The organism is Pseudomonas syringae, assembly GCF_000737245.1.
Classification (GTDB): domain Bacteria; phylum Pseudomonadota; class Gammaproteobacteria; order Pseudomonadales; family Pseudomonadaceae; genus Aquipseudomonas; species Aquipseudomonas syringae_J.
Map to the genome: position 1 here is coordinate 81,513 of NZ_JPQU01000109.1, position 24,956 is coordinate 106,468.

General features: G+C 57.3%; 31 protein-coding genes and 1 pseudogene. 27 read left to right on the plus strand and 5 right to left on the minus strand.

Annotated features, from left to right (window positions below; all coding sequences use genetic code 11):
- The first annotated feature begins 24 nt into the window (after positions 1-24).
- The 26 genes from IV01_RS00370 (at position 25) to IV01_RS0125770 (ending at position 20,210) form a co-directional block, all read left to right on the plus strand.
- Positions 25-1,137: a DUF2213 domain-containing protein gene (locus tag IV01_RS00370; protein ID WP_032631979.1), complete on the plus strand. Its 1,113-nt coding sequence runs from the start codon at positions 25-27 to the stop codon at positions 1,135-1,137.
- 13 nt (positions 1,138-1,150) lie between these two features.
- Positions 1,151-1,630, plus strand: a complete 480-nt coding sequence (locus tag IV01_RS00365) for a structural cement protein Gp24 (RefSeq protein WP_032631980.1) — start codon at positions 1,151-1,153, stop codon at positions 1,628-1,630.
- Between the two features lies 1 nt (position 1,631).
- Positions 1,632-2,594, plus strand: coding sequence for a DUF2184 domain-containing protein (locus IV01_RS00360; protein WP_032631981.1), 963 nt, complete (start codon positions 1,632-1,634; stop codon positions 2,592-2,594).
- A gap of 12 nt (positions 2,595-2,606) precedes the next feature.
- Positions 2,607-2,786, plus strand: coding sequence for a hypothetical protein (locus tag IV01_RS0125745; RefSeq protein ID WP_032631982.1), 180 nt, complete (start codon positions 2,607-2,609; stop codon positions 2,784-2,786).
- A gap of 43 nt (positions 2,787-2,829) precedes the next feature.
- On the plus strand, positions 2,830-3,354 hold the full coding sequence (locus IV01_RS00355) for a DnaT-like ssDNA-binding protein (protein WP_032631983.1): 525 nt from the start codon (positions 2,830-2,832) through the stop codon (positions 3,352-3,354).
- Positions 3,351-4,382 carry a hypothetical protein gene (locus tag IV01_RS00350; RefSeq protein ID WP_032631984.1) on the plus strand — a complete coding sequence of 344 codons (1,032 nt, stop codon included), beginning with the start codon at positions 3,351-3,353 and terminating at the stop codon, positions 4,380-4,382. Before IV01_RS00355 ends, IV01_RS00350 begins: the two co-directional genes overlap by 4 nt.
- A gap of 3 nt (positions 4,383-4,385) precedes the next feature.
- A complete protein-coding gene (locus IV01_RS00345) occupies positions 4,386-4,775 on the plus strand; it encodes a hypothetical protein (protein WP_032631985.1) in 390 nt (129 codons plus the stop codon).
- A gap of 55 nt (positions 4,776-4,830) precedes the next feature.
- A complete protein-coding gene (locus IV01_RS0125750; protein WP_050508105.1) occupies positions 4,831-5,658 on the plus strand; it encodes a hypothetical protein in 828 nt (275 codons plus the stop codon).
- A complete protein-coding gene (locus tag IV01_RS00340; protein WP_050508107.1) occupies positions 5,658-6,095 on the plus strand; it encodes an HK97 gp10 family phage protein in 438 nt (145 codons plus the stop codon). The genes IV01_RS0125750 and IV01_RS00340 overlap by 1 nt, the downstream gene beginning before the upstream one ends.
- Positions 6,092-6,505 (plus strand): phage tail terminator-like protein, encoded by a 414-nt coding sequence (locus tag IV01_RS00335; protein ID WP_032631986.1) that lies wholly within the window; start codon positions 6,092-6,094, stop codon positions 6,503-6,505. Before IV01_RS00340 ends, IV01_RS00335 begins: the two co-directional genes overlap by 4 nt.
- 9 nt (positions 6,506-6,514) lie before the next feature.
- Positions 6,515-6,970 carry a phage tail tube protein gene (locus IV01_RS00330; protein WP_032631987.1) on the plus strand — a complete coding sequence of 152 codons (456 nt, stop codon included), beginning with the start codon at positions 6,515-6,517 and terminating at the stop codon, positions 6,968-6,970.
- 33 nt (positions 6,971-7,003) lie between these two features.
- A complete protein-coding gene (locus IV01_RS00325) occupies positions 7,004-7,660 on the plus strand; it encodes a phage tail protein (RefSeq protein ID WP_032631989.1) in 657 nt (218 codons plus the stop codon).
- A 60-nt stretch (positions 7,661-7,720) separates the two neighbouring features.
- Positions 7,721-8,113, plus strand: coding sequence for a phage tail assembly chaperone (locus IV01_RS00320; protein WP_032631990.1), 393 nt, complete (start codon positions 7,721-7,723; stop codon positions 8,111-8,113).
- Between the two features lie 53 nt (positions 8,114-8,166).
- Positions 8,167-8,415: a DUF1799 domain-containing protein gene (locus IV01_RS00315; protein ID WP_032631992.1), complete on the plus strand. Its 249-nt coding sequence runs from the start codon at positions 8,167-8,169 to the stop codon at positions 8,413-8,415.
- A 71-nt stretch (positions 8,416-8,486) separates the two neighbouring features.
- Positions 8,487-9,119 carry a hypothetical protein gene (locus IV01_RS00310; protein WP_032631993.1) on the plus strand — a complete coding sequence of 211 codons (633 nt, stop codon included), beginning with the start codon at positions 8,487-8,489 and terminating at the stop codon, positions 9,117-9,119.
- Complete coding sequence (locus IV01_RS00305) at positions 9,120-9,428, plus strand: hypothetical protein (RefSeq protein ID WP_032631994.1); 309 nt, start codon at positions 9,120-9,122, stop codon at positions 9,426-9,428.
- A gap of 90 nt (positions 9,429-9,518) precedes the next feature.
- A complete protein-coding gene (locus IV01_RS26015; protein WP_050508111.1) occupies positions 9,519-15,326 on the plus strand; it encodes a phage tail tape measure protein in 5,808 nt (1,935 codons plus the stop codon).
- Positions 15,323-16,243 (plus strand): hypothetical protein, encoded by a 921-nt coding sequence (locus IV01_RS00300; RefSeq protein WP_032631995.1) that lies wholly within the window; start codon positions 15,323-15,325, stop codon positions 16,241-16,243. Before IV01_RS26015 ends, IV01_RS00300 begins: the two co-directional genes overlap by 4 nt.
- Positions 16,243-17,193, plus strand: a complete 951-nt coding sequence (locus IV01_RS00295; protein WP_032631996.1) for a hypothetical protein — start codon at positions 16,243-16,245, stop codon at positions 17,191-17,193. Before IV01_RS00300 ends, IV01_RS00295 begins: the two co-directional genes overlap by 1 nt.
- Entirely contained in the window at positions 17,193-17,660 is a 468-nt protein-coding gene (locus IV01_RS0125760; RefSeq protein ID WP_050508112.1) for a DUF4376 domain-containing protein, read from the plus strand. The genes IV01_RS00295 and IV01_RS0125760 overlap by 1 nt, the downstream gene beginning before the upstream one ends.
- Positions 17,657-18,085 (plus strand): hypothetical protein, encoded by a 429-nt coding sequence (locus tag IV01_RS00290; protein ID WP_032631997.1) that lies wholly within the window; start codon positions 17,657-17,659, stop codon positions 18,083-18,085. Before IV01_RS0125760 ends, IV01_RS00290 begins: the two co-directional genes overlap by 4 nt.
- 71 nt (positions 18,086-18,156) lie before the next feature.
- The gene (locus IV01_RS00285; protein ID WP_032631998.1) at positions 18,157-18,606 is read left to right on the plus strand and encodes a structural protein P5; all 450 of its coding nucleotides are present in this window, start codon (positions 18,157-18,159) and stop codon (positions 18,604-18,606) included.
- The gene (locus tag IV01_RS00280; protein ID WP_032631999.1) at positions 18,603-19,019 is read left to right on the plus strand and encodes a DUF6527 family protein; all 417 of its coding nucleotides are present in this window, start codon (positions 18,603-18,605) and stop codon (positions 19,017-19,019) included. Before IV01_RS00285 ends, IV01_RS00280 begins: the two co-directional genes overlap by 4 nt.
- Entirely contained in the window at positions 19,004-19,474 is a 471-nt protein-coding gene (locus tag IV01_RS0125765; RefSeq protein ID WP_032632000.1) for a DUF1353 domain-containing protein, read from the plus strand. The genes IV01_RS00280 and IV01_RS0125765 overlap by 16 nt, the downstream gene beginning before the upstream one ends.
- Before the next feature lie 153 nt (positions 19,475-19,627).
- Positions 19,628-19,924: a hypothetical protein gene (locus IV01_RS00275; RefSeq protein ID WP_032632001.1), complete on the plus strand. Its 297-nt coding sequence runs from the start codon at positions 19,628-19,630 to the stop codon at positions 19,922-19,924.
- A 58-nt stretch (positions 19,925-19,982) separates the two neighbouring features.
- Complete coding sequence (locus IV01_RS0125770; protein ID WP_229636181.1) at positions 19,983-20,210, plus strand: hypothetical protein; 228 nt, start codon at positions 19,983-19,985, stop codon at positions 20,208-20,210.
- A 405-nt stretch (positions 20,211-20,615) separates the two neighbouring features.
- On the opposite strand, the gene IV01_RS00270 is transcribed toward IV01_RS0125770, so the two are convergent.
- The 5 genes and pseudogenes from IV01_RS00270 to IV01_RS00255 form a co-directional block, all read right to left on the minus strand.
- The gene (locus tag IV01_RS00270; protein ID WP_032632002.1) at positions 20,616-20,918 is read right to left on the minus strand and encodes an XRE family transcriptional regulator; all 303 of its coding nucleotides are present in this window, start codon (positions 20,916-20,918) and stop codon (positions 20,616-20,618) included.
- A 9-nt stretch (positions 20,919-20,927) separates the two neighbouring features.
- A pseudogene (locus IV01_RS0125775) lies at positions 20,928-21,268 on the minus strand (type II toxin-antitoxin system RelE/ParE family toxin).
- Between the two features lie 420 nt (positions 21,269-21,688).
- The gene (locus IV01_RS00265; RefSeq protein ID WP_032632003.1) at positions 21,689-22,246 is read right to left on the minus strand and encodes a Smr/MutS family protein; all 558 of its coding nucleotides are present in this window, start codon (positions 22,244-22,246) and stop codon (positions 21,689-21,691) included.
- Positions 22,247-22,417: 171 nt separating this feature from the next.
- Positions 22,418-22,738, minus strand: coding sequence for a hypothetical protein (locus IV01_RS00260; protein ID WP_032632004.1), 321 nt, complete (start codon positions 22,736-22,738; stop codon positions 22,418-22,420).
- A gap of 228 nt (positions 22,739-22,966) precedes the next feature.
- On the minus strand, positions 22,967-23,557 hold the full coding sequence (locus tag IV01_RS00255; protein ID WP_032632006.1) for a cysteine hydrolase family protein: 591 nt from the start codon (positions 23,555-23,557) through the stop codon (positions 22,967-22,969).
- Positions 23,558-23,816: 259 nt separating this feature from the next.
- Between IV01_RS00255 and prmB the strand changes: the two genes are divergently transcribed.
- The gene (gene prmB / locus IV01_RS00250; RefSeq protein WP_032632007.1) at positions 23,817-24,725 is read left to right on the plus strand and encodes a 50S ribosomal protein L3 N(5)-glutamine methyltransferase; all 909 of its coding nucleotides are present in this window, start codon (positions 23,817-23,819) and stop codon (positions 24,723-24,725) included.
- Positions 24,726-24,956 lie beyond the last annotated feature (231 nt).

A 24,956-nucleotide genomic window follows, 5' to 3' on the forward strand; every position in this document is an offset into this window, starting at 1 on the left:
GGCGGCACCAGCCAAGGCAAACAAATGTTCCTCACTGATTCTGTAACCGCGTCCAATGTGCGGCGGACGGCGGACGGCTACCTGGTGGCCGACGCAAAAGTAGCCCGCACCGGAATTCAGGAATATCTGGGCTCCGAGGTGGGCAAGCCTGACATGCCAATCGTCCGCGTGTACCGGCCTGAATCGTCGGTATTCGCTGATTCCGCCATGCGTTCGTATGCGTACCGGCCAATGACCAACGATCACCCAGGTGGTGAGGGCGTCAACTCCAAGAACTGGAAAGACGTCGCCATCGGCCAGACCGGTAGCGAGGTGTTGCGCGACGGTGAGTTTGTCCGCGTTCCACTGGTCCTGATGGACGCTAAAGCCATCGCTGACTACGAGTCGGGCAAGCGTGAGCTTTCCATGGGATACGGCGCTGAGCTGACCTTCCAGGACGGCGTAACCGACAAGGGCGAGGCCTACGACGCAATCCTAGGCCCTATGACCATGAACCACCTGGCGCTTGTAGATCGAGCGCGGGGCGGTGAACACCTTCGCATTGGCGACACCAAGCAACCCAACCCAACAGGAGGCCATGACATGGCTGATGTACTTCGTAAACTCCTTGTCGACGGCCTCACTATCGAGGTTACGGAACAAGGCGCACAGGCAATCGAGAAGCTGAACGGCAAACTGGCCGATGCAGCTACCGCAACCAAAACCCTGGCTGATGCCCACGCAGTAGCGCTGGCTGGCAAGGACGACGAGATCGTCAAGATCAAAGCCGCTCTGGATGATGCCAAAACCAAAATCCTGAGTGATGCGCAGGTTGACGCTCTGGTCAAGGATCGCACCGATCTGGTGACTATCGCCAAGGCGCTGCACGACGGTGACTACACCGGCAAGTCTGCCGATGAGATCCGCAAAGCAGTGGTCGTTGCCAAGTTCGGTGACGCTGCGGTCGCTGGCCAGCCTGAGGCCTACATCAAGGCTCGCTTCGACATCCTGGCTGAAGACGCTGCCAAGAACCCAGGCAGTGACACGTTCCGCCAGCACATGATTCATCAGGACGGTAAGACCGTCGGCAATGAATCGGACCAAGCACGTCAGCAGATGATTACTGATATGCAAACCGCCCACCTGCCGAAGGCATAAGGAGTACCAGTTCATGGCTGCTTACCAAACCACGTACACCAACGCTCCGGCCAAGGGCGTTCCCGGCCTGGTCGCGAACGAAGAGAAGTGCAACAAGATCAGCCGCACCGTTGCGAACGCTGAGGGCATCGTGTTCGGCGCTCCGGGCTTCCGCATCGCTGGCGCTGGCAATGACCACAAGGTCGCTGCCACTGGCACGCTGTTCCTTGGCCTGGCCGTGCTGAGCGCTGCCGTTCCTCCTGTTGCTACCGGATCGACGCTGATCGACGGCTACCCGCAGGACTTCACCGGCGCGTTCATGACTGACGGCCAGATGTATGTCACTGCCGGTGCTGCTGTCGTGCCAGGCGATGACGTGTACTACGTCGCCGCAACCAACCGCTATGTCACGACCGCCGCTGCTGGTGCCGTCCTGATCCCTGGCGCCTTCTTCGACACCACTGGTGCGAACGGCGACATCGTTGAAATCTCCCTCAAACATCGGAGCGCTTAACATGCCCCAAGCTTTCGAAGACGCTCAGTCGGCGTTCCCGTTCGTTCTGGCTCAAGGCCGGAACATCGAAACGCGCATCTACACGCGCCGCTACCCGACGTTTAACTACGCCGCGAGCATCCCGGTGGTCACTGAAGGCGCTCCATGGGCCATCGGCACCACGTTCTTCACCGTCGATACCGCTGGCGAGGCCAAGTTCCTGTCCGGCTCCGGCACTGACATGCCATTCAACTCCGCAACCCACGATCAGGCATCGCACGACTTTGCGATGATTGGTTCGGGCTGGGAATGGAACCTGGAAGAAGTGAACCAGGCTCAGCTGTACGGTATCAACCTGAGCGGCACCAAGGCTGATTCCGCAGCTGACAAGGTTGAGCGTCTGCTGAACACCATCGCCTTCACCGGCAGTGTTGAGAAGCGCTGGACTGGCCTGCTGAACGACGCCAACGTTTCCCGTGTTGACGCCGCTGCATCCGGCACAGCTGGTTCGACCTACTGGTCAGCCAAAGACGTCGACCTGATCATGGCTGACGTGAACGGCTTGCTGGGCGGTATCCGCACCAACACCGCCGAAGTCGAGTGGGCAGACACGCTGCGCATGCCGCCTGACGCATTCCGCGCTGTGGCCACCAAGCGTATGGGTGCTGGCGACGGCTTCATGACGGTGCTGGAGTACATGCGCCGCAACAACATCTACACTGCCGAGACCGGCCTGCCGCTGGATATCGCGCCTCTGCGTGAAGCCCGCAATGCCTCGGCTGATGGTGGTGGTCGTCTGGTTGCGTATCGCAAGGATCCGGAAGTCGTTCGCTTCCACCTGCCGATGCCGCGCCGTGTGCTGGCACCTCGTCAGAAGTCCATCATGGGCTTCGAGACCGGCATCATCGCCCGCACGGGTGGTACCGAGATCCGCTTGCCGGGTGCCGTTGCCTACCTCGACGAAATCACCCCGCCAGTAGCCTGATAGGAGAGCGTCATGAAAGTGACCAACAACTCGAAGGCGCTGCAGGGCGTTCACACCCAGACTGGCGTGCTGTACGTGGCGCCAGGCGAGACGGTTGATGCCGACCTGACCGAAGCTGGCCTGAAAGGCGTCAAGCGGCTCGACTTCCTCAAGGTAGTCGACAGCAAGAAAGCTGACAGCGACAAGAAGTAAAACCCCGGAGCGGTTCGCCGCTCCACCTATTCGAGACAATCCGATGCCTGATTTCTACGGTTCCGTTTCCGGCGCTGATGCGTACCACCTTGCGCGCGCCAATGCCGCCTGGGTAGGCGAAGATGCAGCCAAGCAGGCCGCACTGATTCGGGCGTCGGCTTACATTGACGGCAAGTACCAGGCGCAGAACAGCTGCGGCCGGTGGGAATCGCTGTTCTCCGGCACCAAGACTGGCGGCCGGGCCCAGTCCCTGCAATGGCCGCGCACCGGTGCCGCGGACAACGAAGGCAACGCCATCCCGTCGGATGAGGTGCCGATTGAGATCGAGCAGGCCACCTATGAGGCGGCTTTGCGCGAGGTCGTGCTTCCTGGGAGCCTCAGCCCTGACTACGTGGCGTCCCAGATGATCAAGCGCGAGAAGGTCGGGCCGCTGGAAACCGAGTTCGCGGTCAGCGAATCGAGTTCTGGCGCCGGATCTGTCCGCCCAGTCATAACCATCGTTGACGAGATGCTCGCTCCGCTGCTGGGCTGCAAAACCCACTGCGGTATCGCGGTATTCGTTGTATGAACGTCGCCGAGCTGCTTCAGCAGGTTGAAGCGCTTGAGCCGGGTATGCAGAAGGCCTACCTGGATGCGGTGCGCGCCACTGTGGATGCTGCGACGGTTGCAGAGGTTGAGCGCCTGATAGCGGCGGATGATGAAAACGGCTTGGTGCAACTGCTCACCCTTGGCGCCATGTCGTTGTTAATCGAGACCGTCCGCTCTGCTTTTATGACCGGCGCACGTTTCGAGATGGCCGCCATTGTGATACCGAGAGCCGACCGAGAACTGATCGGCCGCAAAGAGTTCGACGTGAACAAGGCTGAGGCCAGTTCATGGCTTGCTCAGCAGGTCACCGACACCCGGAACACCACGACCGACAATGTGCGCGAGGCGATTCGCTCCGTGATGGGCTCGCGCCGCGTTATCGGAGGAATCCAGCCGGCCGATCAGGTCGTTCGCACTGATCGCCAAGCCGCGCTTGATCTGATCGGTCGCGTCAGTCCGCAGACAGGGCTGCGCACAGGTGGCGTAATAGGCCTGCCGGGCAACTTCGCCCAGTACGTTGCCAATGCCCGCGCACAATTGCTCAGCGGCGATCCTGCGCAACTTAAGCAATACCTGACCAGGGCGCGGCGTGATCGCCGCTTTGACGGCATCGTCAGTCGGGCCATTACTGCCGGAAAGGCCGTAACCACGAAGGATGCGGACAAGATCACCGGTCGCTACTCTGAACGCCTGCTGAAGACGCACAGCGAAATGTTGGCCCGCACCCTGGCGCATGAATCACTCAACGCTGGGCGCGACCGGGCATGGGAGCAGCTGGTAGAGCAGGGGATTGCTCGCGAGCGCGTCGAGAAGGAATGGCGCGATCGTAACGACGAGAAGGTGCGCAACAGCCATCGCGGTATGCGGGGCATGCGTATGCCGCTTGGCCAGCCATTCCAAACCAATAGCGGTGCTCTGCTGCGGTTCCCGGGCGATTCAAGTCTGGGTGCCGGGTACGACGAGACAGCTAATTGCCGGTGCATGTGCATCTATCATCTGAAGGCCTGACCCATGGCAGACATTTACGACCGAGGCAAGGCGCTTGCGGTGCGGATGCTCGCGCCTCGCAGCAAGGGCGGCAAAGGGCTGGAGATGACGCTTACCCGAACGGTGAAAGGTCCTCGCGACCCAGACACTGGCGGAACCCCGAACGTAGTAACGAATTACCAGGGCTCAGCCTTCCGCGACACCTACGCAAAAACAGACATCGACGGGACGCTGATCAAGGCGACTGACGTGAAGCTGCTGGTCTCACCGGTTCTGCTGAATGGGACTGACATGCCGGAGCCAACCACCCAAGACACGATCCTGTTCGACGGCAAGAAATACACCATTGCGACAGTGTCGCCGTGGGACTACGCAGGCCTTGCGGTCGGCTTTGAAGTTCAAGCGAGGATCTAGAAAGGGTAGATCCGGGGAAACATGGTATTATGGCCATTCACTAATGGAGCTCACCATGGATACCTATACCTATGAAGGAAGTACCTACTACCCATCTGAAAAGATCGGGTCCATGACGCTCCTTCTTCTGCCTGGGCAGAAGAAACTAATGGCCGAAAAGAGGTTGTTCGAGTGTCAGTGTGGAAACCTGAAAATGGTTCGTGTCGCGCATGTTGCGAAAGGGGTTACCGTTTCATGTGGGTGCGTCAAGAGGAAGAACTTAGTCCATATTGGGCAGCGCTCAGGCCGATTAGAAGTTATTGATGATCAGGCAATTACAGTAGGGAAGTCGCTAAGGGTTCTATGTCGATGCGACTGTGGCACCGAGAAGCTGGTCGGGGTTTTCGAGATTACTAAATCTCTAACAGCTTCATGCGGATGCTTGGTGAGGGAAACGGCCAGCAGGCTCAACCTGATACATGGCGGAGAGGGAAGCAGGCTTTATACCGTTTGGCATGGGATGAAAACCCGATGCACAGACCCTAATTCCCAGAATTACCACAGGTATGGCGGTCGAGGAATAACCGTTTGCGATGAGTGGGCAGGAGACTTCGCTGTCTTCCGAAGCTGGGCAATTCAAAACGGTTATGACGATCTATTGCAGATAGACAGAATTAATGTCGATGGCGGGTACTGCCCAGAAAACTGCAGATTCGTAACGCCGATGGTTAATGCAAATAATCGCGGCAACAACGTTTTGCTCTCCGCCTTCGAAGAGATCAAAACTATGCGCGACTGGAGCCGAGATGAGCGATGCGCAGTCAGCTACTCAACTCTGAAGAAACGAATTAAAGCTGGCCGATTCACTCATGAGGAGGCCATAACGCGCACAGCGAGGAACTGATGGCAAATCACATGAGCGCCAGATATGGCGGGTTGAATGGTAGTTTTTCCGAGGTGCTCAGCCAGTTTGCAGATCAATCAAAAGATTCAATGGATGAGATATTTCGGTCGGTAGTGATCGAAATAGGCTCCAGCGTGGTTCGGCTGTCACCAGTCGATACCGGGGCGTTTCGAGGTTCGTGGACATTCACGGCGGACACCCCAAGCAATGAAATTCCAACCACGCTCGACAAGTCCGGTCATGAAACCATCGCAAGGATTGTAGCGGGGGTTCAGCATCTAACCTTCGGGCAAACCGCATATCTGGTCAGCAATCTCCCATATGCCATCGCTCTGGAATACGGCCACAGCCAGCAAGCGCTGGCAGGCATGGTGCGAATCACCAAAGAACGCTTTCAAGACATCGTGGCACAGGCTATTCGAGAGGTAGCGGAATGAGTCATGCCAGAGCGCGCCGCGCCATCGAGGTAAAGCTGACGGCCTGGGCCGAAGACCAAGCCATGCCGATCGTATTCGGCACCGAAGAGTTCACGCCACCAGAAGGCCAGGTCTACCTGCGGGCCTTCCTGATGCCTGCCAGCACCACATGCCGCTACCTCAATGCCAGCGAGCTTGAATATCGCGGCATCTACCAGGTCAGCATCTACACCCCAAACGGTGAGCCTATTTCGGTGCCGGAACTGGTCATTGATCAGCTTTCCGCGCTGTTTCCGCTGGATTCCCAGCTGGATCGTGCCGGCTTCCTCGGCCAGGTGACAGAGCCGGTAGAGCAGGGCCCGACCATTCCAGACCCCTCCAGATACATGATTCCCGTGTCTTTCACCTACCGTGGAAGCGCCCCGCCATAGGGCAGAGCAATGCAAAAACGTGTCCCTCTACCCAACGGAACTACGATCTGGGTCAGCACCAACACAGACCCCGCAACCCTGGCCGCCCCTGCTGTTACTGACGCGAGCTGGGTGGAAGTGCAAAAGGTCACCGCGCTGACCGGCTCAGGCGGTGACGAGAAGTTTTCCACGTACAGCCCGCTGGGTGAGTACGAGGATGTCCGCGAGCCATCCGGCCGCAATCCAATGGATATGCAGCTCACGCTGCAGGATGCGCCTGATTCGGCCTACGTGGCCGCAATCGCGCAGGGCAGGGAAGCCAGGGCGGCTCTGGGATGGATGTTCAAGCTTCCAGGTGGCTCCGCAAAAATCGTTTTCTCAGGTTATGCCAGCGGGTCACTGATCCCCGTGCTCGACCGAAACCAGCTGATGGTCATCGCTATCAGCATCGCTGTAATTGGCACGCCAACGCGCGTAGCTGCCTAAACCCAAACCGCAACAAATCAAGAGGTAATACCCATGGCTACTCGTATTGCGCTGCCGAACGGCGCGACTATGGAACTCGCAGTAAGCTTTGCCACTGCAAAACTCATCACCGCTGTTAGCAACGCCAATCCAGCAGTAGCAAGCGCTACAGCAAACGCCCTGGTAGATGGCGACATCGTGCTTCTGCAATCGAGCTGGGGCAAGTTGGATGGTCGCGCTGTTCGCGTATCCGCTGCTGCGACTGACAACTTCGCACTGGAAAATATCAGCACCGAGAACGTCGACTTTTACACTGTTGGCGGCGGCGCGGGCAACTTTCAGTCGGTCGCGAGCTGGGTAGAAGTTACCAAGATCACCGGCGTTTCACTGACTGGCGGCGAGCAGCAGTTTCTGACTGTTGGCTATCTGTCGGACGATGATGACCGCCAGTTCCCGACCAACCGCAACCCGATGAGCATGGCCCTGACGGTTGAAGATCAGCCGACTGCCGCTTACGTGCCGGTCGCCGAGGGTTACACCGACAACAAGACCCAGACCATCCTGCGTCTGAACCTGCCGAACGGTGACAAGATCCTGTACCCAGGCTTCTGCACCATCACCGATACCCCGACCCTGGAGCGTAACGCTCTGATGACTCGCACAGTGAACTTCGCTCTGTCCGGTCGTCCGGTTCGCTACATCGCCGCGTAATTACGCGGCAACACCCCCTTTCTGATTCGCATCACTTATCCAGTATTTGGAGCATCGCCCGTGGCCAAAATTTCCTTCCAGCAGAACCCAACCTTCAAAGTAGACGTTGAAATCCCGCGCGTGGGCGGCTCCGCTGTCAAAGTGCCATTCACCTTCAACTACCTGAACCGCGACCAGTTGGCCGAGTTCACCGACGCTGAAATCCAGTATTCCAAGGAGATCAGCGACCTGATCAAGGATGAGCAGCCGAGCGTAAAGGAAGTTTCGGCCAAGGCTGAAGAGTTCCAGTTCGATCAACTGAAAAAAGCGATCAATAGCTGGGGCTTCAGCGAAGACCTGACCGACGACAACCTGCGCGCCGTGATTCGCAGCGCTGTGGCCGTGCCTATCGCTATCCTCGATGCTTACAAGGGTGCGTACAACAAGGCCCGCGAGGGAAACTTGCCAGCGTAGTCAGAGCCATCTACACCCCGCCTCCAAGTGCAGACCAGGTCGCCCTTTTCGGTATGTCCATGGAGGACATGCAGGAAGAGATCGAGCTGTGGGAGATCAACACCCAGTCATTCACGGTGTTCAACTCCATGAGCACTCAATGGCGTACAGGGATGGGCGGGGCTACCGGCTTGGACTACGCGGTTTTGCCCGTGGTGATGGAATTGCTTGATGTCGAGCAGGATGACCGCAAGCGGGTGTTCGGAGATGTGCGCCTGATGGAGCAGGAAGCTCTGGATACGATGGCGGATGCAAGAGACTGATCCGCCGAGTGGCTTTAGCTTGCGTGCCCGGATGATGGTAGATTGCCGCTATCTTAAATGGAGTAGTGGCTATGTCTGGCAACGGTATGCGTGTCGCATTTGCGGTCTTAGGGCTATTGGTTTTGGGTGGATGTACTCACAACATCCAGCCCGTGGTTAAGGATCAAGGCCTGTATGTAACGAAGATCAAAGATCAGAAGGCGCAAATTGTCGCCAGCCAGGAATTTCAGCGACTCACCATCCAGGGCGTACCACTTAGGTCGAGCAACTGGAAGGGGCAGAAATTCAACGTTGCAATTGGCAAGCCTGTTACTGACGGCATCTATTCCTATGTCGGCTCTACCTTCAGTGACACTCGAATCGGAGACACCAAGGACGGCGACAAATCAGGAATCACCCTGACCCTGTCAGATGTCAGCGTTGAGCTTTGGATTGATGACGACTCATCGTTCACCTCTCAGCTTCTGTTCGCTCCGAGCTACTACATGAACAAGGTAGACGCTCAGGCGAACGTCGTCGTGAGCGGATCACTGTTGCTTCCGACAGGGGAAGCGCGAGCCGTCAGGGTCACAGGTCACGGGCTCAAGAACCTGAAACCGGCAAGCATGGATGCCGATGTTATCGAGGAAGTTACCGGCCTAGCGGCGGGCGATGCGGCCAAGCAAATTGTCGAGCTTATGCGCGGGTCGCTAAGCAAGCACTAAATGAATGAGGACTCGGCTTTGTCGAAATATCTAGCGCTAACCATTGCACTGCTGTCGGCAAACTCCTATGCCGCAGAGGACTCATGCACAAAAATATCGGGACTCGCTGGCACTGCAATGCAGGCAAGGCAGGAAGGAACCCTTCTGCAGGAGGCTCTGAAAAGCGCCGGAGACGGCAGCAAGTTCGCTAATGCAATGATCCTGCGCGCTTACAAATACCCGGTAGCAGAGGGAAAGCAGCAAAAAGCTGCTGCCGTTACTGAGTTCAGGAATGAGGCTTATTCCGAATGCTTCCAGATGAACCCGTAACCCCAAACATTCTATAAAGCCGCCTCCGGGCGGTTTTTTATTGCCTCCAAACCGGCCATTGAGCCGGTTTTTTTATGTCCGGAGAAAAGCATGACCACAATTGCCGAGCTTGGCCTTGCCGTTAACTCCGAGTCGGTAGTCCAAGCTACAGGCGATCTGGACAAGTTCGTTGACTCTGGCAAGGGCGCTGAGGATTCAGCTAAGCGCGTCGAATCGGCATGGGCTAAAGCTGTAACTGGAATATCGCAAGACACCAGCCAGGTAGTAAAAGAGCTACAGCTCATGAACTCCCGTCAGGAGGCTACAGCTCAGCTCATGGTTCAGTTGAGCCAGGCGGTTGGCAAGGCCTCGGCATCTTTCAATGATGCGTCAGCGAATGCGCAGAAGCTCGCTGCGGCTGGAACAAAGGTAGGCGAGTCGGCAGATCAGGCTAAAGCTCGCATGATGGCCCTGGCTGTGGCTGCTACTCAAGCTGGCGACCACCAGGAATCCCTGAACAGGGCATACGAAGCAACTGCCGGCGCATCTGCCACCGCGCAGCGTGAACAGCTAAACCTATTGGCCGCTACCAGCCGTGCTTCAACCGCTGCCCGAGAAAGCGCAGCAGCGCAGGAAAAGGCAGCAGCAAGCGCGCAAAAGGCATCTGGCGCAACGGCAGAAGAGGCTATCGCACTCGGCAAACTGCTAGGGCAGATAGACCCAACAGTTGCAGCCATGAAGCGCCTTGACGCCGCTCAAGACGAGCTTTCGAAGTTCAACGCTACAGGCATGCTTCCTGATGGCGAGTTTGCTAAGTACACCCAAAAGATAGACACAGCCCGCACCGACCTAAATCGCTTCGATGAGGGAATGAACAAAACTGGCATGACCGCCAAGGCAACCGCCGCTTCTCTCCGCGGCGTCCCGGCCCAGTTCACCGACATCTTTACATCCATAGCGGCTGGTCAGCCAATCACGATGGTGGCGCTTCAGCAAGGCGGCCAGCTTAAGGATATGTTTGGCGGCATTGGGCCCGCAGCTAAAGCGCTGGGCGGCTACGTTCTAGGCCTGATAAACCCGTTCACACTTGCTGCTGCAGCAGCAGGCGGCCTAGCGCTTGCGTACCATCAAGGCTCGAAAGAGGCTGATGCTTATCGCCTTGCGCTGATTACCACCGGCAACGCAGCGGGCACCACCACGACCGAAATGGCCGCCATGGCCGAGCGTATTGGCGCGACAGTTGGCACCACTGGCGAGGCCTCATCAGCTCTCGCTCAACTGGCCAACTCTGGAAAGATTGCAAGCGACAGCTTCGAGCAAATCGCCACGGCTGCAATCTCTTTCGAGAAGGCGGGCGGGCAGGCAGTCTCGGCGACCGTTGCGGAGTTCGCCAAGATCGGCGACGACCCCGTCAAAGCAATCGCTGCGCTCAACGAGAAATACAACTTCCTCACCGCCGCTGTTTATGAGCAGGTTCGCTCGCTCCAGGAACAGGGCGACAAGCAGGGCGCGGCAGTAATTGCTGAAAAGGCGTATGCCGACGCTCTGCAATCTCGCTCCAACGAGATCAAAACCAATCTTGGTTCGGTTGAGCGCGCTTGGCGGGATGTTGCCTCGGCAGCAAAAATCGGGTGGGACTCTGTCCTCGGTATCGGCCGGCAGTCTACGGCTGGGCCTGACCTCACCAAGCTTAAGCAGGAGCTTGCCTACAAAACGAATCTTCTCGGCACCGGTTACGAAGATGACACGACCAAGGAGCGCGTCAAAACTCTCAAGGCCGAAATCGATGTAATCGAAAAGCGTACTAAGTCCGAGCAGGAAACCGCCAAAGCAACTGGAGACACGGCCCGCACAATCCGCGAGGGTACACAGGCTTACGAGGAATACCAGAAGGGCGTAGAGGCGAACTACACCAAGTCTCAAAAGCTCAACAAGGCTCTTGAGGACGAGCAGCAGCGCATCACGAAGTCACGCGCCGCTGGCTACAAGATCACCGCAGAGCAGGAAGAGGCGGCTTACAAGGCGATTCGCGAGCGATCCGAGTATCAGGAAAAGGCTGACAAGAAATCCCCGGTCAACCTCACGGCCTACAACGATTCGCAGAACGCCCTAAAAGCCATCGTCGGCGAGTACGACAACAGCTTCAAAGAGCTGGACGCCCTTCAAAAGGCTGGCCTGATCACTCAGGAGCAGTACAGCAGCCAGTCTGCCGTTCTGATCCGCGCCGAGAAGGATGAAGTCACCGCTGCATACGAATCGGAAATAGCCGCGCTCGAAGCTGCCCAAGGCAAGAAGGGCACCACTGCCGCGCAAAGCATTCAGCTTGACCAGAAGATCGCCGATGCGCGATCTGCCATGGTCAAGGCTCAACAGGATGCAGATGCAAAGCTGAATGTTCTTTCGATCAACGAACAGGGCCGACTGGATAAGCAGGCGGCAGCGATTGAAAACTACGTCCAGGCACTCAACGACCAACTCAACACAACCCGCCAGCAACTCCAACTGCAAGCGGCCGGCGTTGGCATGGGTGACGAGGCGCGCAAACGCCTGCAAGACGACATCAAGATCCAGCAGGAGTATCAGGACAAGCTGGACAAACTGCTGGCCCAGCGCAACAAAGACGCCATTTCGCAGGAGCAGTACGACCAGCAAACAGACGCTGTTCGCACGGCATTAGCCGAACGCCTGCAGCTTCAAAAGGATTACTACCAGCAGGTCGAGGCGGCCCAATCCAACTGGTTGAACGGTGCCACGTCGGCATTCGCCAGCTACGCGGAAGAGGCGCAGAACGTTGCCGGGATGACCAAGTCGGCCTTCCTGAATGCGTTCGACGGCCTGGAAGACGTGCTGGTCAGCTTCGTGACCAACGGCAAAGCCTCGTTCAAGGACTTCGTAAATTCAATCCTGGCTGATATTGCCCGGATCGTGATCAAGACTCAGATCATCGGCCCGCTGCTGTCGACGCTTGGCCTGAGCAGCTCATCGGCCGGGGGTGGTGGCGGAGTTTTTTCCAGCATCACTGGCGGCGGCGAGGGGACAAGCATCACGTCGCTGATCAGCTCTGCGAAGTCCGTGATCGATGTTGCCTCCAGCAAGTTCGGCGAATCCCTGATCAATGGCTGGAATTCTGGTGGTGAAAGCCTCGTAGATAGCCTGTCGGGTGCGTTCGACGGTGGTGCCAGCTATGTGAGCGATGCAATCAGCAGCGCATTCACGGCTGGATCCGCCACGGCCTCGGTAGCGGCCGAAGCCACTGCTGCATCATTCTCGGCTGGCATTTCTGAGAGCGCAGCGGCAATTGGCTCGCAGTTCTCGGCCGAGATCGGCGGCGCTGCGCTTTCGTATGAGGCAGCCTCGGCGGCTTCTGCTAACGCACTGTCCTCGACCCTTGGCACGCTCAGCACCGCGCTCAGCGTGATCGGCACTGCGTACACCGTGTTCACAGCGTTTCAGGACTACGGGGTAGAGGGTGGCCTGACCACGGCAGGGTTCGCAGCAGCAGGTGCTGCTATCGGCTCTGTCGTGCCGGTCATTGGCACCGCTATCGGCGCTGCAATTGGTGCAGTCATCGGCTCGATCGCTTCGGCGTCATGGTTCGGCGGTCCAAATTATGAGCAGTTGGTTTCCTCAGCAGAGGGCTCGTATTCGGGTGGCAAGTTCAAAAATGAAGGCTGGTACGATGGCTGGAAGGAGAACAAGACCCGGCTAGGCGCTGGCACTGACGGCAAGCTGATGTCTTACGTGCAGCAGTTCACCAGCACCCTCGGCATGCTATATGACGCCTTGGGCGACGGCTCTGACGTATCCGCTGCGGTAACCATGCGCCGTCGCGAAACTTCGGGCGACTGGTCCAACGGCATGGCCGCCACTCTTGATAACGGCGTGCAAATCACAGCCCTCAAGCAGTACGGTCTAGATGTTGAAGCGAATCTGGCAGCCTACTACGACGACTTCATGGGCACATTCCTTGCCCAGGCAATCGTCAGTTCTGAGTCGCTTCCCCAGTACTTCAAAGACCAGTTTCAGGCTTACTCAACTGACTGGGAAGTAAAAGCAGACACGGTGATCGCTGCAATCGAGGGCGTGTTCACGCGCTTCAATGGCGTTAATACAGCGCTGTCTCAGATCAACGTCGCGAGCCTTAAGCTCAATGAAACAGGGATGGTAGCGTCCGACTCCATCCTCAATATGGTTGCTTCGCTCGCTGATCTTGACACTGAGTCGGCAACCGCAAAGGAAAAGGTCGACGCGCTCAACGAGCTGGTTAACAGCTACTACTCGGCGTTCTTCTCCGCCGGCGAGCAATTCGATAGCCTTACCAACACCCTAAACGGATCCTTTGCAGGATTTGGTCTTGAGCTGCCGGATAGCAAGGCTGCTTATAGGGCGATGGTCGAGGACATTGATGTCACAACAGCTGCTGGTCAAGGGATGTTCGCGACCTTGATGGGGCTGGCAACGGCTGCCGACTCCTACTACAAGACGATTGCGCAACGTGAATCTGACTATCGCGATGCTTTCTACACCGAGGCAGAAAGAACCGCTCTGTCGCTCGCTTCCGTTACCCAGGAGTTCAAAGATGTCAGCGTAACCCTGCCAGAGACCCGGGCGGGTTATCGCGAGCTGGTTGAGGCGGCGAGCAAGGATTCATCGGCAGCCGGCAAAAAGATGTACGACACGCTGATGAGCCTGGCGGGTGAAGCAGGTTCCGCCTACGACATCCTCGAAACCAAGGCGAGCGCTGCTGCGGAGGCGACCAAAGCCCTTTCGGACACCCTGATCAGCGATGCAATGAGCGCTGTTCAGCGCGCGGTATCCGCCGAACAGAAAACACTGACGGACGCTTACAACGCCCGCTCAGCATCGCTCAACGATATGGCCGCAACCGCCCAGCAATCGGTTACCGACCTGACCAATGTCAGCAGCTCACTTGAATCCGCTCTGAAGTCCTTGAATGGCACTTCTGATGATGCGGTGAAGATGCTGCGCACTCAGGCCCAGGCAACGCTGCAGAACGCTCTGGCGACAGTACGTGCTGGTGGCTCGCTTGCTGGCATGGCCGGTCTGGATGACGCGCTGGATGTGGTCAGCAGCAATACCACTGACCTCTACAGCTCGCTCGAAGACTTCAATCGGGACCAGGGCCGCACTGCAAACGTAGTGGCTGAGCTGAATGCCGTAACCGGCGTGCAACTCACCACCGAGCAGAAATTGCTCGAGACCGTTCAGGACCAGATTGAAGAAGCCAAGGCACAGTACGACGCCCAGATGGAAGGGTTGACCGCCCAGCTTGATCTGGCTCAGGCCCAAGTGGACAAGCTCAACGGTATCGATAACTCGGTGCTGTCGGTCAAAGACGCCATTGCAGGTCTGAGCGTTGCCATCACAGCGGCTATGGCGGCCAAGACTACGGCAAGTGCTGCGACAGGCTCCTACTCCGGTACCGGGGCTGGCGGTGCGCCAAGTGCCTCCGACCTCAACTCTGTCTACAACAGCGTTCTTGGCCGAGACGTGGACCCTACTGGGGCTGCGTACTGGGCTGGCCTGCTGGGTAGTGGGGCGGTTACGGCTGCCGGTCTGGCTGCTGCTATTAAAGCCGACGCAGTTAAGAACGGCGAGGTTCCTGCCTTTGCCATGGGCGGCGATCACCTGGGCGGTCTGCGCCTTGTTGGCGAGAACGGCCCGGAACTGGAAGTAACAGGACCAAGCCGCATCTTCAACGCCAACCAGACGGCAGCAATGCTCAATGGTGGCGGTTCGGGTGCGACTGTCGCAGAGCTTCGCGAGATGCGCAGAGAGATGGAAAGCAATGCCACCTACACATCGAAGCTTATGAAGATGGTCGCAGATGGTATCGACGTGCTCGTCAACTCTGGCGTGCAAATCAACGGCACAGTTGAAACTAAGGCGGTCGCATGAGCGATATGAAGGTGGTGCCGGGGATTCAGATCACCCCAGCAAACATGATCGTCAATGCTCTGCCAGATATGGATTATGACGCTTACAACTCGGGTGCCCCATATGCGATCGGCGCATTCGTTACCATCGACCGCATTAACTATCAGGCACTGGTAGCGAATACAAACCGTCATCCGGTCACTGACACGGTTTCTCCGGCAGCCTGGCAGAACATGGGATGGGTCAACAAGTACAGGATGTTCAACAAGAACGTCGGCAACACATGGAAGATTGGCACCTTCACATCTGCGCCGGAAGTGATCGACTTCACTATCCGTCCCGGTCGACGCATCAATGCCATCGGCTTAGTAGGCGTCTTTGCTGCGACCGTCCGCATCGTCATGACCGTACCGGGCAACCCCGTTGCGGTTTATGACAAGACGTTTGCCATGTCCATCAAAGGCGGCGGCAGCTGGTATCAGTACTACTTCGGCCAATTCACAACCAAGGAAAACCTGGCCGAGTTCGATTTACCTCCATTCAACAATGCAGATGTGCGCGTGATTGTCAGTGCGCCGGGCGGTACTGCGCGCGTGGGGATGATGGTGCTCGGCTGGGGCAAGTCCATCGGCACCGCTGTTTACGGAACATCCCTTGGACGCAAGAAGTACTCGACGATCAAGGAAGAGTTTGACGGGAGCATGACCATCACGCCGCGAGGCAGGCGTAAGTCAATCGACTTTCAGGTTGTGGTCAATGCCGACCAGATATCAAGCGTACAGCGAACTCTCGACGATGCTGATGACGCACCCGCGCTTTATGTCGGATCCAGCAACCTTGATTACACAGTGATCATTGGGATTTTCGACGACTTCGATACAGGCCTGCCGACTTACAACCGCGGCGAATACACACTCAAGGTTAGGAGCCTCAACTAATGGCAGTCATCGCCCCAGTTTTATCGACACTCCCGCCACCGCCATTACCGTCCGATGCCGAGGCGGTCTTTGATGCCAAGGCAGGCGCATCACTTACCGCTCAAGTGGTGATGGTCACGGAGATCAATGCCGCCCTCAGCTGGACAGCAACTCAGGTCAACGCTGCCGAGGGCTACAAGAACGCCGCAGCCACGAGCGCCGGGAATGCGGCAGACTCGGCAGCCCTCGCAGGCCAGCAGGTTGGCCTTGCAGCTGATCAGGTTGATCTGGCAGTAACTGCGCGACAGGGTGCGGAGTCGGCGGCTACAAATGCACAGACCTATGCAGCAGCTGCGGGCGCTGCGGCAGGACTGCCCAGCTTGGCCGGCAATGCCCTCCGTGTACTCGGCGTAAATCCTAACGAGCTTGGTGTGAGCTGGGTAAAAGCCCTCCCTGTAACTACCGGGAAGGGCGGGTTTACGTTGCAGGTTAACGCTGCAGGAACTGACTATGATTGGGTTTCGACTGGACTTTTCCACATCGTAGATGAAAGGGCTAGTGGAGTTGAAGGCGGATCTGGCTCGACGTCTTACGCAGTTAGAACCTTGAACACAGTAAAGCAAAATACCATCCCAGGCGCCAGTCTCTCGGCTAGCGCGTTCACACTGCCCGCAGGTAAATACCGAATAAACGCTAAGGCTGCGGCTTGGGCGGCGAATCGGCACAAGCTTCGGCTCTACAATGTAACGGCAGCATCCGTCGCTGCTGTAGGCGTAAGCTGTGGGTCGGCTACCTCTTCGGCCTTCAATGTGTATGCAAAGTTATTCGTGGAGCTGGAAGTCCTTTCGCCCACTACCTTCAGGGTTGAGCATCGCCTAGAAACAGCTAGCGGATCCAATGACCTAGGCAGGCCCTGCGTTTTTGGCGATGCCGAGACATACGCAACCGTAACTGTGCAGAAGGTGGCCTAATGCAATTCTTCAAAGTCGAAAAGGGTGTTGTTGTTCAGAAGCAGCCAAACGCCGAGGATGGTTTTATTGAGGGGCCGGATGATGTTGTCTGCGGCTACATCTACAAGTCCGGGAAGTTCTCGGCTCCGGTCGCATCTTGGCCGGACTGGCCTGCGCTGATTGCTGACCGTCGCTACATTGCAGAAACCTCTGGCACCACCATTGAAGGCATGGGGATCGACACGGGTCGCGACAGTCAAGGCTTAATAACTGGAGCGGCGGTACAAGCGATTATCGATCCTAATTATTCGCTGCGCTGGAAAACATCAGCAGGATTCATTGAGCTTAGCGGGTCGCAGATTCTAGGGGTTGCCTCGGCGGTGCGCGCGCATGTGCAGAGATGCTTTAACCGAGAGTCCGAGTTACTTGAGGCTGTCGCTGTCGGGACTATTTCCCAAACGATCATAAATGAAGGGTGGCCGCAATGACCGAACAAACCTGCTATTTCCTGATCGAGAATGGTATTGCGGTGCAGAAGAACTCAGACCCCTCTGAGGGGTTCGTTCCCGGATCCTGCGAATGGGCGCCCGGCTGTTATTACGCTGACGGCGTATTCAGTCTGCCACCCATTAACTGGCCGTCAGTGTCTAGCCAAGCGTTGCAAGAGCTCAAGTACGAAATGGCGGCAAAACTTACGGCCATCAAAACTCGAGCAGAAGAGCTGGCCGACGCCGAAGATCTGGGAATTATCACTCCCGAGGAAGCCGCTGAGGCGCTCACCCTTGTTCAACCGATGATTGATTGGCGCACATATCGAATCATGCTGAGCCGGACCCAAAAACAAGCAGGATGGCCTGTAAATCCAGTATGGCCGACCCGTCCGGCTGCTTGGCCAGCCCCGCCAATCGTGTAAGACCACACCCAGCTATCCCAGCCGCCTTGAGCGGTTTTTTTGTGCCCGCGATTCAGTGGGCAAGGACTCCCATGCCTCAAATTCCTCGCGGACTACGCAATAATAATCCCGGCAATATCGACTATAACCCCCGTAACGACTGGCAGGGCCAACTCGGCATCGAGGCGGGCGTAACCAAGCCACGATTCGCCCGGTTCGATTCGCCGGAGAACGGGATTCGTGCGCTCGCCAAGCTGCTGATCAACTATCGCGGCAAGGACGGTATGCCCGGCATTGGCCTGCAAGGTATCGACACCGTGCGCGAGACGATCAACCGCTGGGCACCCTCTGTCGAGAACAACACCGAAGCGTACATCAAGCAGGTGTCGGCCGCGGCTGGCGTGATGCCTAACGAAAGCATCACTATTCGAGATCCACGCATCCTGCTGGCCGTCGTCACCGCGATCATCACGCATGAGAATGGCGGCAATCCATATGCACCGGCAGTCATTGCCGAAGGTGTGCGGCGGGCGCTGGCATGAGCAAAATCAAATCCATAGGCCGCTGCTTGGGCGAAGGCGCTGACGGCTCGATCTGGTTTTTCTGCGACGGTTGTGGCGGCCCTCACAGCATCAAGGTCAACTCACCCGGCACGCCCGGCCCGAACTGGTGCTACAACGGAAATCCGGATACCCCGACCTTCACGCCGTCGGTTCTGGCCCGGACAACTGGCGCACCTGACGGCCGCAGCGTCATGACTGACGAGGAGGTTCTGGAGTACGACGCTATTTACAAGTCAGGCGGGCGAGACGCCGTATTCGCGAGTCGCTTCGGTAAGGTCTGCCATTCATTCGTCACTGACGGTCGCATTCAATATCTCGGCGACTGCACGCACGCGCTGGCGGGCCAGACTGTTGTTCTGCCGAACTGGGAGGAATCATGGGCGAAATGGTAGGCCAATTCCTCGACCCACTGATCGTGCAGGCCTACGCCAAGGGCGAGTGGGTTCTTATGGCCGACTTCCGGTACATGGCGGCCGACGGCACGATCTACACTGCGCCGAAATACTTCATCACCGATTTGGCCTCAACACCATGGCTGGTCAAGCCATTCCTGACCGGCATCGAAGACAGGGCCTGCGGGGTCATTCACGACTTTGTTTACTGTCAGAACAAGATCACCCGCGCCCAGTGCGATGCGTTGTTCTACGAAATGCTGCTGGCGACTGGAGCGGATCTGCGCCGGGCTCAACTGATGTTCTCCGGCCTGCGCATCGGCGGCGGCTCACGCTATCGACAGTGCGCGGGCGGCATGAAGGTCGAGGATCTGGCCTTTGAGCTGATGAGGCCTGAGGAAGTGGCCGACTGGAAGCTGAGGCTGCTGGTCATCCATGAGCCTGTCGCTGCCTGATACAAGCTGTCGATCCGCCCGGGTCGGCAGTGCAACATCGATTTACCCTGCCTCCGACCGTTCTGGTCACCCGTCGAAAACCCTCTTATCCAGTATTGACCCAATTCCTGCGCTCTATTTAACTGTACGAATATCCAGTATCGAGCAGTGAAAATGCATTACCTCATCGTCCAGCGCCGTAGGTACGGCGTAGCCATCGACAAGAAAGAGCTGCGCAAGATCCAGCCAGTCCGAGGCGACATCCAAATAACCGAGATGCCAAACGAGACACTTGGCCGGACGACGATCAGCGCGTGGCTGTTCAGCAGCGCGCCGAATGCGCCCGATATCCTCCCGCCATTGCTCGACGTGCGCATAACCGGCATGGGATCCACTGGCATGAACCTCACAGGGGTAGAGCAGATCGGTGACGCCTTCTACGCCCAGTCATGGTGGTGCAGGCTTGAGTAGCTATATAGAAGACCCGCTTGGAGAGTGGAGGAAGGGAATCGCAGATCGGATGTCATTCATGGCCGAACCGGATCAGCACCGGGCGAAGATGCTCGGGCTGGCAAATGTCGCGCTGAATCGACGAATGATCGACCATGGCCAGCTATCCGACATGCTGGAGTGGCTGGACTGCGCCAAGATTTGGGCTGAAGTGGAAATGTCCGAGGCTGATGGACTGGGTTTGTTCGATGGGGTCGACCCGGAAGGCGAGCGCCGGTACCAGGGGATTGTATTTGGTGGGGAGTAGGTGTTCGTCGGCAGGACGCCGGGGAGGGGTATGGCGCTTGTACCAATTTCCGTACCAATGGCATGTTTCTCAGTGAAAATCCGAGTGAGCCAAAGTAGGCAAGCGCCTGAATCTATTGATGTTGCCTACCCCTGTCTACCGCCCAAAACCCACCTATAATCGCGGTGTAATTCTGTTCCAGTGTCACAGGGTTGTGTTTCCGTAAGTTGTGCTGGTCAGCAACCAACATAGCTTTACCAATAAAGAGTATTGGCGCGATGTGATCAGGCTGATTGGCAAAAATGCAGGGCTGAGCCTGCGATGGGCGACATAGTAACGTAGGACTGCCAGCAGTTGTATCTTCGGATGTACGCGCCTGTACTGGATGGTGCGGAAAAAAGAGAGGGCGTGCCGTGAAGCACCCGGTTATTTGGCTGCTTCGGCGTGCCCTGGTACCAGGCGAACCTCGACACGCTGCCCCAGCGCTCGTGCTGCTGAGGCCAAGGTTGCCAGTGTCATGCCCGCGTCGTTTTCATCAAGGGCACGGTCGATGACCGTTCGACTGGTATGCATGCGCTGGGCTAGCTCTTTTTTGGTCACTTTTTGAAGCTTCATGCTCTGGGCGAGTTGCCAGGAGATAACACGCTTGAGGGCGGCGGCTGAAACTTCTTCTGCGGTTCCTTGTTCTGTGAGGAAATCGTCAAAGTCCGATCCTTTGTGCTTATTCATGGAGGGTTCTCATAATTTTGACTGACGGCGTTTTGCTGTTGCGATATCTGTAAGTGGCGTTTTCCGGGTTTCTTGATGAAGCCGTGAAGCAGCACCATTTCCGAATCCGAAAGCGTGAACACAACGCGCGCTATCGTCAGGCCCAAGTCAATTCGGACTTCCCATAACCCTGATTCCAGTTTACGCACCAGCGGCATCCCCAAGGGCCAGCCGAATTGCACCACTTTGATCTCGATGCCAATCAATCTTCGGTGTTCTCGGGGTAGGTCGGTTAACCATTCTCGAACCGGCTCGTTACCTGATTCGGTGCGGAAAAAGCGTACGGCGAGAACTGGTTTGGAGGGTGGTATTCGGAAGTGCACCTAAATAGGTGCATAAAGCAATCGTGGAAACCGGCAGGCGCGCCACGATATCTGCCTTTTCTGGCACCCTGTGGTGCATATGTATCGTGTTTGTATTTTTCGTTGTGCCAAGCAGTTACAGACAACCCGCCACTGCCGCTGTCTGACGTACAGGTAACCAATACCTGCCGCGTAAAGAGAGTGCATCAATGTTTGGTCGAATGATTAAAGTCGCGATGGTTGTCGCTGTTTTGTCTACGGTGTCTGGTTGCTTCCCGTTCTGGGGACCAGGTGGCCATGGCGGTGGCGGTGGTGGAGGCGGTCATCATGACGGCGGCGGTCCGGGCGGTCCTGGTGGGCGCCCGTATCGCTGATTTCAGGCTGATCTGGCGCTGATCAGCCAGCAGGGAACTGGAGGGTTCGCGGCGGTTATTCGTCGCGTCCTTCCATCATGGTCCGTTTCAACATGACGTAAACGGCACCAGCGCCGCCATGCTTGGCCAGGCATGAGCAAAAGCCAAGCACCTGAGTATGTTGCCGTAGCCAAGTGTTGACGTGGCTTTTGATCATAGGCCGCTTGCCGTCCAGCCGAACGGCCTTGCCATGGGTCACTCGCACACAGCGGATTTCCAGTTTGGTGGCCTCGGCCAGAAACTCCCATAGGGTTTCCCGGGCAACTTCAACGCTCATCCCGTGCAGGTCAAGACTGCCTTCGAAGCTGATTTGCCCCAGCTTGAGCTTGCGCATCTGACCTTCCTGGACGCCGTCGCGGGACCAGCTCAGCACATCTTCCGGCCCTACATCGATGACAAACTGATCAGACAAACCGTCAACCGTAACTGAATCGGTTCGCACGGTGGCGGACTGGCGAAGTTTGTTGAGCATCTTGCGGTCGGTCTTGGGTTTGCCGACATCAGCATACTCATGCTTGATGGGCTTGACGCCACGTGTCTCGTTTCGGAACAGGGAAAAATCGTCGTCTTGCATGTCAGCCTCCGCGAAGGTGGCTAGTTTAACCAGGTCGCGATGGCAGCGGCAGGAGGGATTGTTTTTTTCTGTAGGAGCGCACGAGCAAAGCGAGGCCGCGATAGCGGCATTGCAGGTAAAACGCTATCGCTGCCTCACGTTGCTCGTGAACTCCTACAAAAAAAAACGCATTCAATCGTGCTTTTTCATCAGATGCGGCGACATGTTCAGGCCGTTTTTGCGACGCATGCGCAGGCGGCAGCGGCGCCACATCCAGATACCCAGATACAGCACGAATAATCCGCCGGCGACCACAAATGCCGCGCCTAGCGGGCTGGCATTAAGCTCGCCCAATGCTGGCGGATGGCCGATCAGGCTTGAAACGCCCGCCATCGTCAGCAGCACCCCTAAGGTCGCCAGCAATGCGGCAAGCCCTGCGCCAAGGCGCATTCCCCAACTGCCATGTCCTTTGGGGCGCAGGCGGCGGGCATCGAAACCATCGGATATTTTCATTCCGATTTCCTCTGAGGGTATCGGCGCTCTGACCCGGTTATGACCCGGTGGTTCCCGATTTCCGGGATTCAAAGGCAAATGCGAGCGATTAATGGATGGGCGGCTGTACGGCTTGTTAGCGGTTTTGCAGCCCATGCTGGACGATGTTCAAGCCCGTTCGTTGATCCACAGGCTTTCACAGGTGCTGAAACCTTTCAGTCGGCAAGATCAGAAGAGACTGAGCATCGGTCAGATCAAGTCTTTGGTCAGCGCCAGGGTTGCAAAGTTATCGTTCATGATCGCCATTTCGGTGCGATGAACAATGTGCGCGCTGACCACGCCATCGGGGCTTGGCAGATCGCGGGTGGCGCAGGCGTCATCCACCAGCGTGCAACGGTAGCCATAGTCTTTTGCCGCGCGCACGGTAGTGCTGATGCTCGAGTGACTCATGAAGCCACAGACAATCAGATCCAGGTGACCCAGGCTCTGCAGCAGGTCGTCCAGGCCAGTACCGTTGAATGCATTCGGCAGACGTTTTTCAACGACGGGCTCGCCAGCCTCAGGCAGCAATTGCGTTAGAAATTCGCCACGTTCGCCTTGCGGGTCGAACAAGCCGCCCACGGTACCGAGATGGCGGATATGAACGATCGGGCATTTCGCGAGACGGGCGGCGGCGACCAGTTGGCAGATGTTGGCGACAGCCTCATCAATGCCCGTCAGGGCCAGCGGACCGCTTGTATATTCTTTCTGGGCGTCAATGATAATCAGCGTGGCATTACTCAAAGTGGCAGCTGCATAACCGCGGCCACTGAGTTGAAACATGGTCTTTGGATCGGACATCTGGGGCTCCTTCGTGTGGGGCTTTTGCGACATTCTCCTCCGGCTGAGCGGTTCTGTGAATGGCGTCGATAAGAAGCTCCGGTTTCTGTGGCCTGTAGAGGCATCGATCAGGTGTGGCCTGATTATGCCTTGGATTGAATTGTCAGGTATCCGAAAACCTTGCATGTCGGTCAATTCCGGCGGTACTGGCATTCGGGCATCGTGTGATTCAGTCATGGCTGGTAGAATCCCGCTACGTCTTTCCAAGGAGCTTGCCCCAGTGATCACATCCCGCTTGCGCACGGTGCGCGACCATATCCGTTGGGCGGTCAGTCGCTTTCACGAAGAAGATCTGTTTTTCGGCCATGGCACAGACAACGCATGGGACGAAGCGCGCCAACTGATCCTGGGGGCCTTGCACCTGCCTTGGGAGATTGCCGACAGCTACCTGGATTGCCGTCTGGAACTCGACGAGATTTCCGAGCTGCAACGCCTGATTGCGCGGCGCATTGACGAGCGTGTGCCGACGCCTTACCTGCTCGGCGAGGCCTGGTTCTGCGGGATGTCATTCATTGTTGATGATCGGGTACTGATCCCGCGCTCGCCGATTGCCGAGCTGATCGAAAACCGCTTCGCACCCTGGCTCGCCGACGAGCCCGCGCGGATTCTTGATCTGTGCACCGGTTCAGGCTGTATCGGCATTGCCTGCGCCGACGAATTCCCCGAAGCCGAAGTGGCATTGGCTGATCTGTCGTTTGCAGCGCTGGAAGTGGCCAACCAGAACATCGAGCGTCATGGCATGGATCAGCGTGTTTATACCGTGCAGGGCGACGGTTTTGACGGGTTGCCGGGCCAACGCTTCGATTTGATCGTTTCCAATCCGCCCTACGTCGACTCCGAAGACTTTGCCGATATGCCCGACGAGTATCAGCATGAGCCGGAACTGGCCTTGGCCTGCGGCAGTGACGGACTGAACCTGGTTCGTCGCATGCTCAGTGAGGCGGCTGATCATTTGAATGAAAAAGGTTTGCTGATCGTTGAAGTCGGCAACAGTCAGGTCCACGTTCAGGCCCTGTATCCGGAAGTGGATTTTGCCTGGCTGGACTTCCTGCGGGGCGGGCATGGCGTGTTCATGCTGACAGCGGCCCAATGCCGTGAGCATCAGGCTTTGTTTCAGTCGCGTGTCTGAATCAACGCAAGACCTCTAGGAGCTGCCCAGGGCTGCGAATGCGGAGTGTCAGACAGTCCGCATTCGTCGCCGTCGTAACTTCCGACAACTCCTACAGAACCGAGAACACGCGAAGCCTGTAGAAGCGCGCTTGCCCGCGATGGAGGCAGGTCAGGCAATAAGTTTTTCGCTGGCACACCGCATCGCGGGCAAGCGCGCTCCTACAGATGAGCCATTTGAGTTCAGACATGC

Excerpts from the sequence above, each read along its gene's own strand:
- IV01_RS00370 (WP_032631979.1), top strand. The coding sequence starts at position 25 with ATGTTCCTCACTGATTCTGTAACCGCGTCCAATGTGCGGCGGACGGCG.
- IV01_RS00365 (WP_032631980.1), top strand. The coding sequence starts at position 1,151 with ATGGCTGCTTACCAAACCACGTACACCAACGCTCCGGCCAAGGGCGTT.
- IV01_RS00360 (WP_032631981.1), top strand. The coding sequence starts at position 1,632 with ATGCCCCAAGCTTTCGAAGACGCTCAGTCGGCGTTCCCGTTCGTTCTG.
- IV01_RS0125745 (WP_032631982.1), top strand. The coding sequence starts at position 2,607 with ATGAAAGTGACCAACAACTCGAAGGCGCTGCAGGGCGTTCACACCCAG.
- IV01_RS00355 (WP_032631983.1), top strand. The coding sequence starts at position 2,830 with ATGCCTGATTTCTACGGTTCCGTTTCCGGCGCTGATGCGTACCACCTT.
- IV01_RS00350 (WP_032631984.1), top strand. The coding sequence starts at position 3,351 with ATGAACGTCGCCGAGCTGCTTCAGCAGGTTGAAGCGCTTGAGCCGGGT.
- IV01_RS00345 (WP_032631985.1), top strand. The coding sequence starts at position 4,386 with ATGGCAGACATTTACGACCGAGGCAAGGCGCTTGCGGTGCGGATGCTC.
- IV01_RS0125750 (WP_050508105.1), top strand. The coding sequence starts at position 4,831 with ATGGATACCTATACCTATGAAGGAAGTACCTACTACCCATCTGAAAAG.
- IV01_RS00340 (WP_050508107.1), top strand. The coding sequence starts at position 5,658 with ATGGCAAATCACATGAGCGCCAGATATGGCGGGTTGAATGGTAGTTTT.
- IV01_RS00335 (WP_032631986.1), top strand. The coding sequence starts at position 6,092 with ATGAGTCATGCCAGAGCGCGCCGCGCCATCGAGGTAAAGCTGACGGCC.
- IV01_RS00330 (WP_032631987.1), top strand. The coding sequence starts at position 6,515 with ATGCAAAAACGTGTCCCTCTACCCAACGGAACTACGATCTGGGTCAGC.
- IV01_RS00325 (WP_032631989.1), top strand. The coding sequence starts at position 7,004 with ATGGCTACTCGTATTGCGCTGCCGAACGGCGCGACTATGGAACTCGCA.
- IV01_RS00315 (WP_032631992.1), top strand. The coding sequence starts at position 8,167 with ATGTCCATGGAGGACATGCAGGAAGAGATCGAGCTGTGGGAGATCAAC.
- IV01_RS00310 (WP_032631993.1), top strand. The coding sequence starts at position 8,487 with ATGTCTGGCAACGGTATGCGTGTCGCATTTGCGGTCTTAGGGCTATTG.
- IV01_RS00305 (WP_032631994.1), top strand. The coding sequence starts at position 9,120 with ATGAATGAGGACTCGGCTTTGTCGAAATATCTAGCGCTAACCATTGCA.
- IV01_RS26015 (WP_050508111.1), top strand. The coding sequence starts at position 9,519 with ATGACCACAATTGCCGAGCTTGGCCTTGCCGTTAACTCCGAGTCGGTA.
- IV01_RS00300 (WP_032631995.1), top strand. The coding sequence starts at position 15,323 with ATGAGCGATATGAAGGTGGTGCCGGGGATTCAGATCACCCCAGCAAAC.
- IV01_RS00295 (WP_032631996.1), top strand. The coding sequence starts at position 16,243 with ATGGCAGTCATCGCCCCAGTTTTATCGACACTCCCGCCACCGCCATTA.
- IV01_RS0125760 (WP_050508112.1), top strand. The coding sequence starts at position 17,193 with ATGCAATTCTTCAAAGTCGAAAAGGGTGTTGTTGTTCAGAAGCAGCCA.
- IV01_RS00290 (WP_032631997.1), top strand. The coding sequence starts at position 17,657 with ATGACCGAACAAACCTGCTATTTCCTGATCGAGAATGGTATTGCGGTG.
- IV01_RS00285 (WP_032631998.1), top strand. The coding sequence starts at position 18,157 with ATGCCTCAAATTCCTCGCGGACTACGCAATAATAATCCCGGCAATATC.
- IV01_RS00280 (WP_032631999.1), top strand. The coding sequence starts at position 18,603 with ATGAGCAAAATCAAATCCATAGGCCGCTGCTTGGGCGAAGGCGCTGAC.
- IV01_RS0125765 (WP_032632000.1), top strand. The coding sequence starts at position 19,004 with ATGGGCGAAATGGTAGGCCAATTCCTCGACCCACTGATCGTGCAGGCC.
- IV01_RS00275 (WP_032632001.1), top strand. The coding sequence starts at position 19,628 with ATGCATTACCTCATCGTCCAGCGCCGTAGGTACGGCGTAGCCATCGAC.
- IV01_RS0125770 (WP_229636181.1), top strand. The coding sequence starts at position 19,983 with ATGGCCGAACCGGATCAGCACCGGGCGAAGATGCTCGGGCTGGCAAAT.
- IV01_RS00270 (WP_032632002.1), bottom strand. The coding sequence starts at position 20,918 with ATGAATAAGCACAAAGGATCGGACTTTGACGATTTCCTCACAGAACAA.
- IV01_RS00265 (WP_032632003.1), bottom strand. The coding sequence starts at position 22,246 with ATGCAAGACGACGATTTTTCCCTGTTCCGAAACGAGACACGTGGCGTC.
- IV01_RS00260 (WP_032632004.1), bottom strand. The coding sequence starts at position 22,738 with ATGAAAATATCCGATGGTTTCGATGCCCGCCGCCTGCGCCCCAAAGGA.
- IV01_RS00255 (WP_032632006.1), bottom strand. The coding sequence starts at position 23,557 with ATGTCCGATCCAAAGACCATGTTTCAACTCAGTGGCCGCGGTTATGCA.